Here is a 14,957-nt window from a genome sequence, read left to right as displayed (position 1 = left end):
ATGAAGGTTCCTGGTCGGTCATGAAAAGCACTGCTTCCCTCTTTCGCGCTTTGCTTGCCCTGTCGCTGCTGACCGGCTGCTCGAGCTACCGGCCGACGCCGGCCGCCTTCCATGAAGTGCTCGACCAGCCTTACCGACTGGGCGCAGGCGATCGCGTCCGCGTCACGGTATTCGAGCAGGACGGGTTGACCAACACCTACAGCGTCGACCAGTCCGGCTATCTTTCCTTCCCGCTGGTCGGCGCGGTGCCGGCGCGCGGCCACACGGCACAGCAGCTGGAAAAGGAGATCGCCGACAAATTGCGCCAAGGCTATTTGCGCGATCCCGACGTCTCGGTCGAGATCGATCGCTACCGGCCGATCTTCGTCATGGGCGAAGTGGGTGCCGCCGGCCAGTATTCCTACGTTCCCGGGCTCACTGTGCAAAAGGCGGTCGCGATAGCCGGCGGTTTCACGCCGCGCGCCAATCAGGAGAGCGTCGACATCACCCGCGACATCAACGGCAAGGTGATGACCGGCAGGGTGGTGACATCCGACCCGCTGCTGCCCGGCGACACCGTCTACGTCCGCGAACGCCTGTTCTGAAAAAACCGTCGTGGCGGCGTCCCTGAGGATCGTCCACTGCTTTCGCTCACCTGTCGGAGGAATCTTCCGGCATGTGCGCGACCTGACCGAGGCGCAGGTCGCCGCCGGCCATTCGGTCGGCATCGTCTGCGACTCGACCACCGGCGGCGACTATGAAGAGCGCTTGTTCGAAGCGATGAAGGATAACCTCGCGCTCGGCATCCATCGTACACCGATGCAGCGCCATGTGGGGCCGGGCGACCTCGCCTCGGCCTGGCGCACCTACCGAATCATCCAGGAATTGCGGCCGGATGTGCTGCACGGGCATGGCGCCAAGGGTGGCGCCTATGCCCGGCTGTTCGGCTCACTGTTGCGGGTATCAAGGTCTCGCGTTGCCCGCCTTTATTCGCCGCATGGCGGCTCCCTCCACTATGACGAAACGACGGCGACGGGAAAGCTGTTCTTCGGACTGGAGCGCTCCATGGCGCGCTTCACCGACTGCCTGCTGTTCGTTTCCGACTACGAGCGCCAAACCTATCGCCGCAAGGTCGGCGAACCGCCCATACCCAACACGCTCGTCTATAACGGCTTGCGCACGGCCGAGTTCGAACCGGTGGCGACGGCGGCGGACGCCGCCGATCTCCTCTACATCGGCATGATGCGAGACCTGAAAGGTCCCGACATCTTCATCGAGGCGCTGGCGCTGGCCGGCAACGCGCTCGGGCGCCCGTTGAGCGCCGTAATGGTGGGCGACGGCGACGACCTGCCGCGCTACCACGTGCAGGTTGAACGGCTTGGGCTCAAGAGCCATGTCCGTTTCCTGCCGCCCATGCCGGCAAGGCAGGCTTTTGCCCTGGCGGAGCTGATCGTCGTGCCGTCGCGCGCGGAAGCGATGCCCTACATCGTGCTCGAGGCGCTCGCCGCGGGCATGCCGATGATCGCGACAGCGGTTGGCGGCATTCCGGAGATTTTTGGCGAAGACTCCCCCGCCCTGATCCGGCCGGACGCCGTGCAGCTCGCGGCCAGGATGGGTACAGCGCTCGACGCCTTTGACGCCTATCGCAGGCTGATGCCCCAGACGGATGAGTTGAAGGCCCGATTCGGCGCCGACGTGATGGCTGCCGAGATCGAGAAAGCCTATTTCGCGGCGCTCCAAAAGTAGCTTGCCACAGCCGACAGCTCCAAAACCACTGGTTGTTTCAAGGCTTTCTTAGCTCTCTTTTGCTATGTCGTTGCGCGAAGGCTCGCGGACAGTTCCCATGAATGAGATCGACCCCGCGCACCGCTTTTCCATGGATGCGGTGCGCAACTACGAGGCTCCCGCCGACAGCGATAAAGCCGGCGGCATCAACGATGTGGCGCGCCAAGTCGCGTCGCAGTACCGGCGCGATACCATGTCGCCGATCATGGTCAGCGGCGTGCTGCGCATGGTCGAGTTCGCGATACTGTTCCTGTCGGGACTCTGTGTCTATTTCTACTATGTCGGCTTCTTCACCTATCTGGCCTGGCAATATCCACTGGCAATCGCGGCGACCTCGTTCCTGGCGGTGGTGCTGCTCGACGTCACCGACTGCTATCAGATCGCGGCGCTGATGCGCCCTCTCGCCAATTTCGGCCGCGTGCTGCTCGTCTGGGCCGGCAGCTTCGCGCTGATGGCGCTCACCGCTTTCGTCATCAAGGCGTCGGAAGACTATTCGCGCCTGCTGTTCGGCACCTGGTTCGTGGTCGGTTTCGTGCTCATCTTCGGCCTCAGGCTGGTGATGTCCAACCTCATCCGGCGCTGGGCGCGCGACGGCCGCATGGAGCGCCGCGCGCTCATCGTCGGCGGCGGCAAGGCGGCTGAACAGCTGATCCGCTCGGTCGAGAAGCAGCCCTACAACGACATCCGCATCTGCGGCATCTTCGACGACCGCAACGACAAGCGTTCGCCGCCGATCGTCGCCGGCTACCCGAAGCTCGGCACCATTTCTGAGCTGATCGAGTTCGCACGCATCGCGCGCATCGACATGTTGATCGTGTCGCTGCCGCTGACCGCCGAATCGCGCGTGCTGCAGCTTTTGAAGAAGCTCTGGGTTCTGCCGGTCGACATCCGGCTCTCGGCGCATTCGAACGCGCTGCAATTCCGGCCGCGCGCCTATTCCTATATCGGCTCGGTGCCGATGCTCGACATCTTCGACAAGCCGATCAACGACTGGGATTCGGTCGCCAAGCGCGCTTTCGACATCGTCTTTTCACTGATCGGCATCATCGTCTTCTCGCCGGTGATGCTCGTCACCGCGATCGCCATCAAGCTCGACAGCAAGGGCCCTGTGCTGTTCAAGCAGAAGCGGCACGGCTTCAACAACGAGATCATCGAGGTCTACAAGTTCCGCTCGATGTTCACCGACCGGTCCGACCCGACCGCCAAGCAGACGGTGACCAAGAACGATCCGCGCGTCACCCGCGTCGGCCGCTTCATCCGCAAGACCTCGATCGACGAGCTGCCGCAGTTCTTCAACTCGCTCTTCGGCTCGCTGTCGCTGGTCGGACCGCGGCCGCATGCGATCGCCGCGCAGTCGCACAACCTGCTCTACAATGAGGTGGTCGACGGCTATTTCGCCCGCCACAAGGTGAAGCCCGGCGTCACCGGATGGGCGCAGATCAATGGCTGGCGCGGCGAGATGGACACCAATGAAAAGATCCGCATGCGCACCGAATACGACCTCTATTACATCGAGAACTGGTCGATGATGTTCGACTTGCGCATCCTGTTCCTGACGCCGGTCCGTCTGCTCAACACGGAAAACGCCTATTGAGCGCCATCGCCCATGAGTTGTCGCCTCAGGCGGTCAACGCCAAACTGATCTCGCTGATCGCGTCGGCGGCGATCGGTATCGGCATCCTGCTCTCCGGCTTCGTCATCAGCGAGCCCGCCCCTTACGAAATCTACATGGCCGGGCTGATCGCGATCTGGGCATTGTTCGGCCTCAGGATCTCGCGCGCGATCGTGCCGCTGCTGTTGCTGCTGGTGGCGATGAATATCGGCGGCATGATTGCCATGACGCAGATGGCGGACCTTGCCAACACGCCGCTCTATCTCGCGGTCTCGCTGTTCCTGGCCTTCAGCGCCGTGTTCTTCGCTTCGGTGACCTCGGTCCAGCCGATCCTCTACCGGCTGATCTTCATCGCCTATGTCGTGTCGGCCGTGGCGACGTCGCTGCTCGGCATCGCCGGTTATTTCCACGCCTTTCCGGGCGCGGAGATGTTCACCAAATACGACCGCGCCGCCGGCGCCTTCCAGGATCCGAACGTGTTCGGGCCGTTCCTGGTGCTGCCCGGAACCTATCTGCTCTATCTGCTCTTGACCGGCCCCGTATCGCGCATGCCGCTTCTGGCGGTGCCGCTGCTCATCATCACGGCCGGCATCTTCTTTTCCTTCTCGCGCGGCGCCTGGGGCATGTTCGCGGTGTCGGCGGTGCTGCTCACCGCCTGCCTGTTCCTGCAGAGCGCCAGCGGCAAGTTCAGGCTGCGGGTGGTGGTGATGACGATCGCAGCCGTGGCGCTGCTGGTCATCGCATTCATCATCATCCTGCAACTGCCCGGCGTGTCGGACATGTTCACCCAGCGTGCGCAGCTCGAGCAGAGCTACGATTCGGCACGACTTGGCCGCTTCGCCCGCTATACGATCGGCTTCCAGCTGGCGATGGAGCATCCGTTCGGCATCGGCCCGCTGGTGTTCGGCACGATCTATGGCGAGGATACGCACGACATCTGGCTGAAGGCGCTGATGGATTATGGCTGGCTGGGCTTCGTGTCGTTCCTGACGCTGACGCTGTGGACGATCGGCACCGGCTTCCGCATCCTTCTGCGCGACCGGCCCTGGCAGCCTTATCTGCTCTGCGCCTATGTCGCCTATCTCGGTAATATCGGGCTCGGCACCTTCATCGACATTGACCACTGGCGCCATCTGTACCTGTTGCTCGGGCTGGTCTGGGGCGCCATCGCGCTGGAATACCGGCACCAGCGGGAATTGCGGCTGGCAGCGCCTGCATCGCAGCTCTCGATTTCACCTGCGCGATAGGCACCGAATTCGGTTGACCGGCACCGGGTTATCACGATACATCGCCACCCGGTCCGGAGTGTAGCGCAGCCCGGTAGCGCACTTGACTGGGGGTCAAGGGGTCGTCGGTTCGAATCCGGCCACTCCGACCATTCTAATCCTTGATATCCCCACGCCTCGCGAAGCGCGCTCGCAGTGCCGCCCCAGACACCGGTCCCATCAATAAGGTGCAACAACGCCGTTGCGCACAAGAATGTCCTTGGTCTGGCGATCCCGGGATTCACTGCTTGTGCCCGACGTGATCCTTGCAATCGCATCGGCGTCGCAGCTCAGCTGCCAGGCGACAGCGCGTGAAAATTGTCGTTCTGCGTCGCTGTCGCAATACTTGCCTCTACGATCTCCCACCAAACCCGATCCGGAATACGGTTCGGGTCGACCCCTCGTTTCTTGACCGCCTTCTTCAGAAAACGTCGACCGGATGGCCGTCCAAGGGCATGCTGATCGAATTGACGAAAATACCGAGATAACTCACCGTCAAAAGCACAAGGCCGCAGCAAGAGATCCAGATTATTGTCGTCACCGCTTTAGCCTGCGCGCTTAGGCGATCGTCAAACCTACGCCCCATGCGCCGCCAGCATGCGGCGCGCGCTTTCTTCGTCGGTGATCAGGATGGTCGGCGCGATCAGGTGCATGGCGCCGAGCAGCGCCTCGGTCTTCTCGGCGCCGCCGGACGTGAGGATGCGGATCGGCGCCTTGCGGAGCCGATCGACATCCACGGACATCACATGGCTGTTGACGGGATGATCGACCAGTTCGCCGTTGCGGTCGTAGAAATGGAACAGAAGGTCGCCGACCGCGCCACGCGCAAGCAACGCCTCCCGATCCGCTTCCTGAAGAAAACCGCCGCGCGAGAAGGTGGTGGCCGAAGCGATGCCGCCGACGCTCAGCAGCACGGCGTCGAGCGAATCGGCCATCTCGAAAACCTCCTGCAGGCCGCAGCGCTCGACCAGCGCGATCTTTGTCTCGACGCTGTCGACGACCGCAGGCGTCGGGATCAGATAGCCGTCGCCCTGAAAAATCTGGGCGAAACGCCAGGCGAATTCGGCCGGGTTGTACCGGCGCACGACGCCGACGCCGCCGAGCAGCGAGATGACCCTGAAGTCGCTCAACGACTTGGCGCTGATAAACGGCAAGGTGCTGAACAGGGTCCTGCCCCAGCCGACACCGACCCGCGTGTCCGATTTCATCGCGTCGGACAGGAACATGCCGGTCTTGGCGGCGATTGCCGGGATCGGATCGGCGTTGGGGTCGGTGAGCGGCGCGACCAGCGCCTGCTGCAGCCCGAAGGTCTTTTCCAGCGCCCGCTCCAGCCGCACGATCTCGGAGAGCTCGCTTTCGATGGTGATCTTCACCTCGTTGCGCGCCCGCGCCTCGGCAAGCATGCGCACGATGGTGACGCGGCCGACACCCAGCACGTCGGCGATCTCGTTCTGCGTCATCTGCTCGACGAAATACATCCAGGCGGCGCGGATCCTGAGGCGGTCGGTCCGGCTTTCATTGACGATCGGCTCGGAAGCCTCCGACGTCCTGCCGTTTTCGGGTGGTTCGCCCTGCCGTCGCCTGCCCAACTTCCCCTCCCAACCCGGCGATGACGCTGCCGTCAGCCGATTCTGCATACTGGTTAAATATCGTCTATTGATCTACCAATCGACACGAACAATCTAGAGAGGGCGACTGGCGCCCTAAAGCCGTGAACGGCTTCAGCATTTCGAGGCGATTGGCGATGCTGCGACAAATCTCCGAAGACGTCCGCGTCAACCTGAAGGATCGGCTTCGGGAGCTGCGCGACGCCATCCGTCAGAGCCGCCACGACAGCGCCGGCGAAACCTCGCGCGATATCATCGACAATCTGCCTCCCTTTCCGGGCCGCAGCCTGCTTGGCCACGCCGCGACCGCCGTCGACGAGGCGTTGACGATCGCCGAATCCTTCGTTCCGCATTCCCGGCCGCTCAAGGTCGACGGCACGACCGTCAAAAGCCTGCGCGCCTATTTCCCGCAAGGCGATGAAGACCGGCAGATAAGCGGCGAACGTCAGTTCAGGCGTGACATGTATTATCTGACCCGAGCGGTCCTTGCTGGGCTCGGCATAGAAAACCCCAGGGTGCATGAGGCGAGCTTTTCGGCCGTCCATGCCGCGATGCGCAAGCGCCATGCGGAATTGCTCGCCGCGGCGACAGCGTCCGCGGCCTCCACGGACCAGATCGCGGCGGCCTGCTCGGCCCTGCTTGTCGAATGCCTCAACCACCGCCCTATCCAGGTCGGCGAGACCGGCTCGGCCGCAACGATCTCCAGCGACAGGTCGTTTGACATCGATTGCCTGGCGCCGGTCGTGCTTGCCTGCGGTCTCGCCACCAAGGGCGAGACGTCCGAGCCGGACATCCTCGAAATCGCGGTGCTGGCGACCGAAGTCCGCGAGGATCGCATCCGGCAGGCCGTCGGCCAGGCGAATGCGGTGCAGGAACTGACACCGGTTCTCGCCACCCTGCTTGCGCATCTGACGTAACCGCCGCGAGGATCCGCTATCGTTCGGCCGCCATGGCCGCGATGGTCTTTTTGGCGCGCTGGATCGAGGCCGGACTCATGCTGAGCTCGGTCAGCCCCATCTTGATGAAGGCCGGGATCAGATCCGGACGGCCGGCGGCCTCGCCGCACATGCCGACCATGATGCCGGCGGCGACACCCGCCTTAGCCGTCAGTTCGATTGCCGCCATCACCGCCGGATTGGTGACGTCGTTGAGCTTGGCGACCGTCGGATTGAGGCGGTCGGCGGCCATGATGTATTGGGTCAGGTCGTTGGTGCCGATCGAGAAGAACGCCACTTCCTTCGCCAGCGCCGGTGAGATCAGCACAGCGGCCGGCGTCTCGATCATGACGCCAAGGTCGAAGCTCGCATGCTCAACGCCCTCGGCCCTCAACTCGGCCTCGCATTCATCGACCAGCGCGCGTGTGCGCGTTACCTCGGCGATTTCCGAGACCATCGGCAGCATCACCTTGATATTGCCGTGGACGGCGGCACGGAGCAGTGCCCGCAGCTGGCGCTTGAAGATGTCGGGGCGGTCGAGACACATGCGGATGCCGCGCCAGCCGAGGAAGGGGTTTTCCTCATCCGGGAATTCGATGCCGGCGATCGGCTTGTCGCCCCCGATATCGAGCGTGCGCACGATCACCGGATGCGGCGCAAACGCCTTGGCCAGCGCGCTGTAGGTTTCGGCCTGCATGTCTTCCGACGGCAGGTGCATGTGACGCATGAAAAGCAGTTCGGTGCGGAACAGCCCGACACCCATGGCGCCGGCTTCCTGCGCCGCCTCGATCTCTTCGAGCGAGCCAATATTGGCGGCGACCTCGATCACCGTGCCGTCCGCGCGGGTCGGCGTCACGCCCTTGAATACCTTCAGGCCGGCACGCTCCTGCGCCGCCGCCTCGACACGCCGGGTGAAATCGGCACGAGCCGTCCCGTCCGGATCGGCGATGACATGCCCGGCATTGCCGTCGATCGCCACCTCTTTGGCGCTGCGCAGGTCGTTGACCTTGCCGCCAAGACCCAGCACCGCCGGGATGCCATGCGAGCGGGCGATGATGGCGATGTGCGAGGTCGCGCCGCCATGGCCACAGACCACGCCACCGATGCGCTTCAGCGGAGCGCGCGCCAGATCCCAGGCGCCGATGTCGTCGGCAATCAGGATCGCGCCCTGCGGAATGGTCTCCAGGCTGAGCTCGTCCTGGCCGAGCAGCACCAGGCAGATCTGCCGCCCGACGGCATGAACGTCGTCGGCCCGAGCGTTGAGATAGTGATCATCGACCGCGCTGAAATCGGCAGCGATGGTAGAGGCCGCGCCGATAACGGCGGACACAGCGTCATCGCCCTCGCTAATGAGCCTTTCGACTTCGCCGGTCAGGCTGTCGTCGGCGGCAATGTCGCGCAGGGCCGCGACGATGCCTCTGTCGCCGGCCGAGAGATTGTCCTCGGCGAGCGTGCGATCCATGCGCGCCTGGACCTGCGCTACGGCCGCACGGAACCGTTCGACCTCGCCGTCGATCTGATCGGCTTGCAGGCGCCGGCCAGGCCCTTCGATCGCGGCGGGAAAATGGGCAAAGGCCGGCCCGATGGCCACGCCTTCGCTGGCGGCGACGCCCTGGAGTTTCCGTGTTCCATCCGCCGGTGCGGCAACCGGCGGGGAGACCTCCGGAGCGGCTGCGGCTTCCGAACCACCCTCGCCCGCTTCGCTCTCATCGTCGAGACCGGCGCGCGGATTCTCGAGATAGCCGATCAGCGCTTCGACCGCCTCGATGGCATCGGCGCCGTTGGCGCGCACGGTGACTTCCTGGTTTTCCTTGACCGCCAGCAGCATCAGCTTGACGGAGCTTTTGGCGCTGACCGCCTTGCCGTCCTTGACCAGCTCGACGTCGGACTCGAAACCCTTGGCGAGTTTCACGAACCGGGTGGCGGGACGGGCGTGCAAACCTTCATGCACTCTGACGATGGTCGAGCGTTCCATGGCAATACTCTAGCTTATAGCGCCATACCTGGACGGCGCAGATCCTATCAGGCGGCGATGGTGATGACAGCGCCCGGCGTCAGCGCCGTCATAAGCGCGCTGGTATCGATCTCTGAGGCGCACAGCTCGCCCGGCCTTTCGGCCTCGGATGCTCCGTTGAAAGAGATCACGACATGGCCCATTTCGCGGACCTTGCTCCAGGCTGTTTCGCCGACCGCGGTTATAACAGCCGAGACCGGTCCGAGCGTGATCGACGCACCTTTCGCCGGCCCGCTGTCGCTCGGACCTTCCTCCGTCTTGTGCAGAACGGAGACCTCTGCCAGTTCGGGAGGCGAGCCATCCGCGAACAGGATGACCACGCCGCCCTCGGCGAGGTCCGCCACTTCGGGCCCGATTGCCGTGACCCGCGTCTTGAGAAGAACCGACATATGGCGAACCTCGATATTGTTACGACTTAGAACACGATCAGGGACACGACCCATGCGATCAGCACGGAGACCGGGCCCATGATCTGGCGGCTGATAAGCACCGCCGGCACGCCGATTTCGATCGTCTTCGGCTTGGCCTCACCGAGCGCCAGGCCGACCGGAACGAAGTCGCAGCCCACCTGGGTGTTGTAGGCAAAAAGCGCCGGCAGCGCCATTGCGGGCGAGATGGTGCCGTTGGCGATCTGCGGGCCGATGATGGCGACGCCGATGACCTGCGCGATGACCGCGCCCGGTCCCAGGATGGGCGACAGGAACGGCAGGCCGCAGATGGCCGAGATGACGAGCAGGCCGACGATGTTGTTGGCCAGCGGTCCCATCGGCTGCGCCAGCACGTCACCGATGCCGGTATAGAGGATCAGGCCGATCAGCATGGTCACGAAGGCCATGAAGGGCAGCACGTTGCGGACGACCTGGTCGATGGTGCGGCGGCCGGAGTTGAAGAAGATACCGACCACACGGCCCATGACGCGGCCGATCGAGCTGATCAGGCCGATAAGCCCGCCTTCGCTTGGCAGCGGCTCAGCCGCCCTGGTTGTAGTGTTGCTGCTTGAATTCATGGTTGCTGCTCCCCCCGCAGTGGTGACCGCTTCGGATCCGTCCGCCATTGCGACGTTGGCCGGCTTCACGCCCGAAACGTAGATGTCTTCCGTGATGAACTGGGCGAGCGGACCCGCCTGGCCGACCGGCGTCAGATTGACGGTCGGGATACGCTTGCGCGGATAGACGCCGCAGCGCGCGGTGCCGCCGCAATCGACGACGACGACCGCCATCTCGCTTTCGATCGGCGGCGCCTTGAAGCCGTCGACCGCCTCGGCGCCGGTCATGTCGGCGATAAGCTGCGCCACGGGGTGAATGCCGCCGCCGGTGACCGACACGACCTTGTTGCGTTGAATGGTCGGTTCGATGACCAGCGGGCCACCCCAACCGGTGGAGCCTCTCGAGATCTTTACTGCCTTGTATGTCTTGTCCATGGTGCCCTCCCGCCCTTAGAGCTCGACGCCCTGGCGGCGCGCCATGATGGCCGTGATGCGCTCGGTCAGGATGCCCTTCAGCAGGATGACGACGAGGCCGACGATGGCGTACCAGATGGCCACCTTGACGTGGTAGCCATTGGCGATGACGCCGCGCTTCTCTAGGTCGAGCAATGCGACCAGCATGCCGCCCCAGACGAAATATTCACCGGGGTTGATGTGCGGGAAGAGGCCGAGCGGCGGATGCACGTAGGACACCGCCGCGTCGTAGAAGGCAGGCTTGTGCTTTTCTTCCAGGAACGAACCGAAGGTGTAGGCCATCGGGTTGGTGAGGAAGAATACCGACAGGACCGGCAGCACCGTATAGCGGGTCAGCGCGATGCGGCCGGCGCCGCGCGCCAGACCGTGGACGCGCTCCTCGCCGACCAGTTCGGTGACGGCGTAGAAGGCGGTCATCAGCACGACCAGGGTCGGGATGATGCCAGTGACGAAGCCGGCGAACACTTCGCCGCCCTTCTGGAAAATGCCGATGAAGTATTTGCCGATCGCCGTCAGCCAGCCGAGCTGCTCTTCCTGCTGCACGTTCTTCAGCTGTTCCTTCAGCTGATCGGCGGTGACCGGCGCGTTGTCGGTCGTCGCCTGCGCCAGGACCACGAGATGATCGGTGGCATGCTCGACGCCGAGCTTGCCGTGCCAGGCAGCATCCGAGACCATGGTGCCTGCGACATGCAAATTGTGCACCGCGAGGTCCGCATGCTGCGCCAATAACGAAATTACAGACATTTCTCCTCCTTATGACCCCTGCCGGTCATTCCCAGCCGGCTGCCGGCGTCGTTTAAGCCCTTGCTATGTTCAAGCCGGACAGGCCCGGCTTCTTCCCCGGCTCCGACCGCGCGCGGTCGATCTGCTCGATCGCCCGTTTCACGGCCTCGGCCACACCGGGTTCCCCCTCCCCCATGATCGCAGGGTTGGACCGGAGTCGATCGAGGGGGATGCCCTCGAATTCTTCATGTCGCTTGAATTTGGTCAGCACCGAACGGCCGCTCATGACCATCATGCGGCGCACGATGAGATCCGGCGTCACGACGATGAGCGCGATGGTGCCCTTGGCCAGCCGGCCGCGGAAATTGCCGGCGCCGACAAAGCCGTCCTTGAACTCTCCGGTGACGCCTTTGAAGACGTCAGAATAGTGCCGCATCTGCAGCCAGACGCCGAGTGATTGCAGCGCCCAGACAACAAAAAGCAGAAGCAGCGCCCACTGCCAGATCGCCATTTCGGTTTCCTCCCGAGTCTCTTTCTCCGGCTCATATTGGACGGAGGAGAGATGACCCGAAAGTGAGAACATTTGTTTCCTGAAATGTCAACATGTATTATATTAGCCGCCATAACGCTCCACAGACGGCTGGCCGATTTCGGCATCGGGGACGCCTGTGCTAGCCTGTCGTCAAACGGGATATGAGACATGGACCTGCCCTTCAGGCATGAACTGGCGCTTATGCCGGACCTGCGCCACCGGCTGCGGCAGTTGCGCTGGTTCCGCGCCACGTTCCGCAGCAGCGCGAAGGTGGTGTCGGAAACATTCGGCGTGCGCTTCGAGATCGACGAGGCCAAGCTGACGCGCGCCTTTCTCGAATGGATCGAAGTCATGGAGGCGCAGAAGCGATTCGCTGACGTAGACCGGGCGGACTTCATCGTCTTCGCGGCCGGGCTGGTATTGCGCGAACTGATCCGGCAGGCGCCGGCGCGCGAGATTTCGGGGCTTACCGACATGATCGAGACGGAGGCCAATGCCGGCACGGCGGAGATCGTGCGCTTCTGGCCGGAGGGTTTTCTCTATACCAACTATTGCGTGTCAGCGATCCTGGCCGTGCACGAGCAGGAGTTCGGCACCGCGCCCAGCATCGACAAATGCGCCGACGACCTGCGCACATGGTGGTCCTATCGCGAGAACGCAACGGAAATGCCCGCCTATGCGGTTGCTTTCCTCGACCGCTTTCTCGGCGCCGAGCCAAACTGGATCACGCCCGACCGCGCCCAGTCGCGCCAAGCCATGCAGCGCGCGCTTGGATCCTCCCCGGTCAGCGAGGCGCTGCGTCAGCTTTGATGCGTTGGGGTCGCCTTACTATTGAACATCTGACTTTTTACCGATAGCGATGTGCAAATTTGTTATCGAAGCCGGGAGAGGCGCGTGGCGCGATCCAGACTGATGATCTTCGACTGCGACGGCGTTCTCGTCGACAGCGAACCGCTGGCAGCCAAGGCTTATGAGCGTGTCTACGACAAGCACGGCATGCCCGGCGTGCACGGCGGCATCATCGCTCAGTGCATCGGCATGAAGCAGGCCGACATCATCGCCAAGATCAAGACACTGACCGGCCATCAGTTCCCGTCCGCCGCCGAAGGCGACATCTGGGCCGAGACCAAGCTTTTGTTCTCCGAGGAGCTTAAATCCACGCCGGGGATCGTGCCGTTCCTCAACGCGCTTGCCGGCGACCGCTGCGTCGCCTCGTCATCCTCGGTCGAACGCATCAACCACAGCCTGTCGGTGACGGGACTGTCGCGCTTCTTCGGCGAGGCGATCTTTTCCTCCTCGATGGTCAAGAACGGCAAGCCGGCGCCCGACATCTTCTTCCACGCCGCCGAAAAGATGGGCGCGAAGCCGGCCGACTGCATCGTCATCGAGGATTCGCCCTTTGGGATCCAGGGCGCGGTCGCGGCCGGCATGATCGCGATCGGCTATACCGGCGGTGGTCACACCTATCCCGAGCACGGCATGCGGCTGAAGGCTGCCGGCGCCGATTTCGTCTGCGCCGATTGGCACGGGGTCAACCGAGAATTGGCCAGGCTGGGCGTGCCGGCCTAATCTAGCGGAGACTTGGGAAGCGACGCCGGGTCCAGTCACCGGGCGGGACCAATCCCCCCACGCGGAAGTTGAAAGACAGGACCCGCGTCGCATCGGCGTCGACCTCGCAGCGGAAGCTCAGATCGTACCATTGGGTTGTCGTGCTGAAGGCGGCCTGCGGTGGGTTGAGAACATTGCCCTGCTTCAGCGGGATGGTCGGCAGCCATTTCGGCGCGTAATCGGCACTTTGCAATTCCTGGTTCAGGACGTTGGCGCAAAGATTGGCGATGCGCTGATCGCGCGGCACGTTCTCCATCGAGCTTGTGGCCAGCGCGTTGCCGGTTGCGCCCGGCGAGTAGAGCTTTCTGACGCCCGGCAGGCCGGAATAGATCGGCGATCCCGCGACGTCGCTGTCGGCGGGATTTGACCTTCCCGGGTTCAAGCCTGGTGCTCTCAAAGCTCTTGCGGATTTGAACTTCATCGCCTTGGAAGGCTTAGGCTTTGCCTTTTCGGCCGGCGCAGACTTGTCGCCGGCGTCAGCCGTCAATGGCTTTGGCGCTTCGGACGCAGGCTTTTCGGCGGTTTGCGGGGCTGCCTCCTGCTTGTCCTGCTGCTGTTTGTCGGTGTCCTCAGTCGCCTTGTTCGAGTCCGCCTGCTGCTCGGGCGTTGCAGGCGGAGCAGGCTGGCTTGGTGCCGGCTTCGGCTCGACAGGCGGCTTCGCGGCCTCATCCTGGGCCGGCGACGGCGCGTTGGCTGGCGCGCTGCCCCCGTCGGGAGATTTCTCCGGCCCGGTATCCTTCTCGCCATACTGAAAGACGCGTTTCAGAACCGGGATGTCCTGCGGTTTCGGAAGCTGCGGGGGCGGTGGCTTTTGCACGGGCTGCTCAGGCGGCTTTTCAGCCTTCTTTTCAGGCGTCGGCTCCGGCGGCTTTGGCGCAGGTTTCGGCTTGGGTTGCTCGGGCGGCGGCACGATCGCGACATTGACCGGCTGTTCCTGCTGGTCCGGCTGCTGCTCGGGTCTCGGCAGGCCATAGAACAGGAAGGTTGCGATCAGGGCATGCAGGAAGAGCGATGCGGCCAAGGCCCATCGCCAATTCCGAAACCATTCCCGCATCTTGCCGTTCATTGCGCCCGATGTGGAACGAAACAGCCGCGGCTTCAAGCACCGGGCCGGATTCCTGCGAGCTGCCGGGCTGACAAGTCAGTGATCGGAAGACCCGCCGTGCAAGAGCAAGCCGGAACAAGGCCCGGATGGCCTACACCAGCATGCCCATCGGGTTTTCGATCATGCGCTTGAAGGCGCCGAGCAGTTCCGCCCCGAGCGCGCCGTCGACGGCGCGATGGTCGGTGGACAAGGTCACCGACATCACATTGGCGATCTTGATTTCGCCGTTCTTCACCACCGCCCGCTGCTCGCCGGCGCCGACCGCCAGGATCGTCGCATGCGGCGGGTTGATGACGGCGGCAAAATCCTTGATGCCGAACATGCCGAGATTGG

15 protein-coding genes and 1 tRNA gene are annotated in these 14,957 nt (G+C 63.6%); 8 read left to right on the top strand and 8 right to left on the bottom strand.

Annotated features, from left to right (window positions below; all coding sequences use genetic code 11):
- Nucleotides 1-20 precede the first annotated feature (20 nt).
- The 5 genes from EN869_RS29755 to EN869_RS29735 all read left to right on the top strand — a co-directional run bounded on the left by EN869_RS29755 (nucleotide 21) and on the right by EN869_RS29735 (nucleotide 4,754).
- On the top strand, nucleotides 21-584 hold the full coding sequence (locus EN869_RS29755; RefSeq protein WP_127230112.1) for a polysaccharide biosynthesis/export family protein: 564 nt from the start codon (nucleotides 21-23) through the stop codon (nucleotides 582-584).
- Between the two features lie 10 nt (nucleotides 585-594).
- Entirely contained in the window at nucleotides 595-1,725 is a 1,131-nt protein-coding gene (locus EN869_RS29750) for a glycosyltransferase family 4 protein (protein ID WP_127230111.1), read from the top strand.
- A gap of 97 nt (nucleotides 1,726-1,822) precedes the next feature.
- A complete protein-coding gene (locus tag EN869_RS29745; protein WP_127230110.1) occupies nucleotides 1,823-3,358 on the top strand; it encodes an undecaprenyl-phosphate glucose phosphotransferase in 1,536 nt (511 codons plus the stop codon).
- The gene (locus EN869_RS29740; RefSeq protein WP_127230109.1) at nucleotides 3,355-4,623 is read left to right on the top strand and encodes an O-antigen ligase family protein; all 1,269 of its coding nucleotides are present in this window, start codon (nucleotides 3,355-3,357) and stop codon (nucleotides 4,621-4,623) included. The genes EN869_RS29745 and EN869_RS29740 overlap by 4 nt, the downstream gene beginning before the upstream one ends.
- A 54-nt stretch (nucleotides 4,624-4,677) precedes the next feature.
- Nucleotides 4,678-4,754: transfer RNA gene (locus tag EN869_RS29735), tRNA-Pro, on the top strand.
- A 462-nt stretch (nucleotides 4,755-5,216) separates the two neighbouring features.
- Here EN869_RS29735 and EN869_RS29730 read toward each other — a convergent pair.
- A complete protein-coding gene (locus EN869_RS29730) occupies nucleotides 5,217-6,230 on the bottom strand; it encodes a sugar-binding transcriptional regulator (RefSeq protein ID WP_127230108.1) in 1,014 nt (337 codons plus the stop codon).
- A 155-nt stretch (nucleotides 6,231-6,385) separates the two neighbouring features.
- Here EN869_RS29730 and EN869_RS29725 point away from each other — a divergent pair, with 155 nt between their 5' ends.
- Entirely contained in the window at nucleotides 6,386-7,165 is a 780-nt protein-coding gene (locus EN869_RS29725) for a hypothetical protein (RefSeq protein WP_127230107.1), read from the top strand.
- Between the two features lie 16 nt (nucleotides 7,166-7,181).
- On the opposite strand, the gene ptsP is transcribed toward EN869_RS29725, so the two are convergent.
- The 5 genes from ptsP to EN869_RS29700 are packed head-to-tail and all read right to left on the bottom strand — an operon-like array spanning nucleotide 7,182 to nucleotide 11,890.
- Nucleotides 7,182-9,158 carry a phosphoenolpyruvate--protein phosphotransferase gene (ptsP, locus tag EN869_RS29720; RefSeq protein ID WP_127230106.1) on the bottom strand — a complete coding sequence of 659 codons (1,977 nt, stop codon included), beginning with the start codon at nucleotides 9,156-9,158 and terminating at the stop codon, nucleotides 7,182-7,184.
- A gap of 47 nt (nucleotides 9,159-9,205) precedes the next feature.
- On the bottom strand, nucleotides 9,206-9,586 hold the full coding sequence (locus EN869_RS29715) for a PTS glucitol/sorbitol transporter subunit IIA (RefSeq protein ID WP_127230105.1): 381 nt from the start codon (nucleotides 9,584-9,586) through the stop codon (nucleotides 9,206-9,208).
- Between the two features lie 26 nt (nucleotides 9,587-9,612).
- Complete coding sequence (locus EN869_RS29710) at nucleotides 9,613-10,617, bottom strand: PTS glucitol/sorbitol transporter subunit IIB (RefSeq protein ID WP_127230104.1); 1,005 nt, start codon at nucleotides 10,615-10,617, stop codon at nucleotides 9,613-9,615.
- A 15-nt stretch (nucleotides 10,618-10,632) separates the two neighbouring features.
- On the bottom strand, nucleotides 10,633-11,400 hold the full coding sequence (locus EN869_RS29705) for a PTS glucitol/sorbitol transporter subunit IIC (protein ID WP_042643976.1): 768 nt from the start codon (nucleotides 11,398-11,400) through the stop codon (nucleotides 10,633-10,635).
- Nucleotides 11,401-11,452: 52 nt separating this feature from the next.
- Nucleotides 11,453-11,890 (bottom strand): transcriptional regulator GutM, encoded by a 438-nt coding sequence (locus tag EN869_RS29700; protein WP_127230103.1) that lies wholly within the window; start codon nucleotides 11,888-11,890, stop codon nucleotides 11,453-11,455.
- 189 nt (nucleotides 11,891-12,079) lie between these two features.
- Here EN869_RS29700 and EN869_RS29695 point away from each other — a divergent pair, with 189 nt between their 5' ends.
- Both EN869_RS29695 and EN869_RS29690 read left to right on the top strand, forming a co-directional pair.
- Nucleotides 12,080-12,721, top strand: coding sequence for a hypothetical protein (locus tag EN869_RS29695; RefSeq protein ID WP_127230102.1), 642 nt, complete (start codon nucleotides 12,080-12,082; stop codon nucleotides 12,719-12,721).
- A gap of 84 nt (nucleotides 12,722-12,805) precedes the next feature.
- Complete coding sequence (locus tag EN869_RS29690) at nucleotides 12,806-13,480, top strand: HAD family phosphatase (RefSeq protein WP_127230101.1); 675 nt, start codon at nucleotides 12,806-12,808, stop codon at nucleotides 13,478-13,480.
- A gap of 1 nt (nucleotide 13,481) precedes the next feature.
- Here EN869_RS29690 and EN869_RS29685 read toward each other — a convergent pair whose 3' ends face one another.
- Both EN869_RS29685 and EN869_RS29680 read right to left on the bottom strand, forming a co-directional pair.
- Nucleotides 13,482-14,585, bottom strand: a complete 1,104-nt coding sequence (locus EN869_RS29685) for a DUF930 domain-containing protein (RefSeq protein ID WP_127230100.1) — start codon at nucleotides 14,583-14,585, stop codon at nucleotides 13,482-13,484.
- 130 nt (nucleotides 14,586-14,715) lie between these two features.
- The coding region (locus EN869_RS29680; RefSeq protein WP_189342944.1) for a 2-oxo acid dehydrogenase subunit E2 at nucleotides 14,716-14,957 on the bottom strand (242 nt) is incomplete at its 5' end.

It is taken from the genome of Mesorhizobium sp. M2D.F.Ca.ET.226.01.1.1 (assembly GCF_004022705.2).
Classification (GTDB): Bacteria; Pseudomonadota; Alphaproteobacteria; order Rhizobiales; family Rhizobiaceae; genus Mesorhizobium.
Note: the sequence above shows the minus strand (reverse complement) of the source record. Positions and strands in the feature narration are given on the sequence as shown.

Excerpts from the sequence above, each read along its gene's own strand:
- EN869_RS29755 (WP_127230112.1), top strand. The coding sequence starts at position 21 with ATGAAAAGCACTGCTTCCCTCTTTCGCGCTTTGCTTGCCCTGTCGCTG.
- EN869_RS29700 (WP_127230103.1), bottom strand. The coding sequence starts at position 11,890 with ATGGCGATCTGGCAGTGGGCGCTGCTTCTGCTTTTTGTTGTCTGGGCG.
- EN869_RS29710 (WP_127230104.1), bottom strand. The coding sequence starts at position 10,617 with ATGGACAAGACATACAAGGCAGTAAAGATCTCGAGAGGCTCCACCGGT.
- EN869_RS29705 (WP_042643976.1), bottom strand. The coding sequence starts at position 11,400 with ATGTCTGTAATTTCGTTATTGGCGCAGCATGCGGACCTCGCGGTGCAC.
- EN869_RS29695 (WP_127230102.1), top strand. The coding sequence starts at position 12,080 with ATGGACCTGCCCTTCAGGCATGAACTGGCGCTTATGCCGGACCTGCGC.
- EN869_RS29685 (WP_127230100.1), bottom strand. The coding sequence starts at position 14,585 with ATGAACGGCAAGATGCGGGAATGGTTTCGGAATTGGCGATGGGCCTTG.
- ptsP (WP_127230106.1), bottom strand. The coding sequence starts at position 9,158 with ATGGAACGCTCGACCATCGTCAGAGTGCATGAAGGTTTGCACGCCCGT.
- EN869_RS29725 (WP_127230107.1), top strand. The coding sequence starts at position 6,386 with ATGCTGCGACAAATCTCCGAAGACGTCCGCGTCAACCTGAAGGATCGG.
- EN869_RS29745 (WP_127230110.1), top strand. The coding sequence starts at position 1,823 with ATGAATGAGATCGACCCCGCGCACCGCTTTTCCATGGATGCGGTGCGC.
- EN869_RS29715 (WP_127230105.1), bottom strand. The coding sequence starts at position 9,586 with ATGTCGGTTCTTCTCAAGACGCGGGTCACGGCAATCGGGCCCGAAGTG.